Origin of the sequence: Collinsella sp. TF07-1, from assembly GCF_003437235.1 — a bacterium.
Lineage (GTDB): Bacteria > Actinomycetota > Coriobacteriia > Coriobacteriales > Coriobacteriaceae > Collinsella.
Genome location: NZ_QSRV01000055.1, coordinates 1 through 1,835, shown reverse-complemented (window position 1 = coordinate 1,835; position 1,835 = coordinate 1). Strand labels below are relative to the sequence as shown.

At 56.8% G+C, this 1,835-nt stretch carries 2 protein-coding genes; both read left to right on the top strand.

All coding sequences use genetic code 11. The annotated features are described in order from the left end of the window. The first annotated feature begins 132 nt into the window (after positions 1-132). Complete coding sequence (locus tag DXC67_RS10225) at positions 133-1,023, top strand: DMT family transporter (RefSeq protein WP_233503234.1); 891 nt, start codon at positions 133-135, stop codon at positions 1,021-1,023. Between the two features lie 225 nt (positions 1,024-1,248). Further along, positions 1,249-1,835 (top strand): PTS sugar transporter subunit IIC (locus tag DXC67_RS10220; RefSeq protein ID WP_147327791.1); only part of this gene is annotated, 587 nt, incomplete at its 3' end.

The window sequence follows — 1,835 nt, the reverse complement described above, 5'->3', positions numbered from 1 at the left end:
TGGTCGTGGGCATCGTCGGCGCGTTCTTCGGCGTGCTGGCGTAAGGGCCCGGCCTATTATCTGCCCCCAAGGGAAACGGCGACCCATTGCGGTCGCCGTTTTTTATTACCGAAAGCTAGCTGGAGGTGCTTCGTGATTCGATCTGACAATCCACCCGACAATGGCGTGAGCGGGGCGATGTATCTATTTGGCACGGCGCTCTTGTGGAGCTTTATCGGCATCCTCGTTCACGCCAATTCGCAGTCAGCTCTTTTGATCGGTGCCGTCACGGCAATATTTATGGCACTCTTTATCCTGCTCGTCGGCAGGCCTGTCCTCCGCGTCAGCCGTCTTATTGCCCTTGTGGCCGTCTGCAACTTCGTGACGGGCACTACGTTTAACTTTGCCAACCAGCTCACGACGGTCGGTAACGCAATCGTTTTGCAGTACACCTCGATGATTTTCGTTATCGTGTATCAATCGCTCGCAACTCACACGTTGCCTTCGCCTGCGAAGATTGCCTCCGTGGTGGTCGCTTTTACGGGTATGGGACTTTTCTTTTTGGGTGATTTGAGTCCCGAGGGCATGCTCGGCAACCTGCTTGCCGTCATTTCGGGCGCCACCTTTGGGCTGTGTTTCTTTTTGAACTCTCGCGCCGATGCGTCGCCCATGGTGTCCTCGCTCATCTCCTGCGGTATCTCGATGCTGCCGATCCTCTATTTTGCTGGTGCCCTAGACTCCGTGAGACCATTTGAGTGGGGGCTCATGCTGGTGCATGGCCTTTTTTGCAGTGGTCTTGCGAGCGTGCTGTATGCCAAGGGGATTGCGCGCACCAACGCGTTTGCGGCCAACTTGGTCTGCATGAGCGAGGTCGTGCTCGCTCCCTGCTGGTCGGCGCTCCTCTTTGGCGAGGTCTTTCACTGGAATGAGTTTTTGGGTGCGTCGATTATCGTTTTGGTGATTGTGGCCAACTTGGCATCCGATGCCTTTGGCGATGGCTTTCTGGTGGCGCTTGTCCGCCATCGAAACAAGGAACATGCCTGATGGGATACGTTTGCCGTTTACGGTAAAAAACACCCCGCTGAGCGAGTGGTATTAAATAGTAAGGACCTGCATACCTATAATTGGTATCAAATCATTTGTACCTGGCATGGGTGTTAGCAGCACACCAGGTACACTTCGAGCCGTGTGATCGAACTCCCGGAATTGATATCAGCAACGCGCGCGACGGGAGTGACGACGGTTCGATATTCCTTATTGGGAGGAATTATGCTTGTCCAAGCAATCCTCGTCGGCTTAGTCGGAGCGTTTGGATGCCTCGACTACCAGCTCGGCACCCTCTACGCGTTCCGCCCCATCGTCCTGTGCCCGCTCGTGGGCCTGGTGCTGGGGGATCTGCAGACCGGCCTTGCCGTTGGCGCCAGCCTGGAGCTGCTGTTCATGGGCTCGATCTCCATCGGCGCCTACGTACCGCCCAACGAAACCGTCGGCGGCGTGCTCGCCTGCGCGTTTGCCATTCAGCTCGGTCAGGGTACCGAGACGGCCATCGCGCTCGCCATGCCCATCGCCGTCCTTTCGCTGACGATCGGCAACATTACCAATGCTTTGTTCCCTGTGTTTGTCGATATGGCAGACAAGTTCGCCCTCAAGGGAAACCTCAAAGGCATCTACGCCGTTCATTGGGGAATTGGAATTTGGGGTTGCGTTGAGTACTTCCTGCTGTGCGGCGGCGCCTTCTATCTGGGTTCCGACGCCATTCAGGGTCTGCTCGACTTCATCCCGCCCTTCATCATCGACGGTTGCGGCGTTGCCGCCAACATCCTGCCGGCCATGGGCTTCGCCATGCTCGGCCGCCT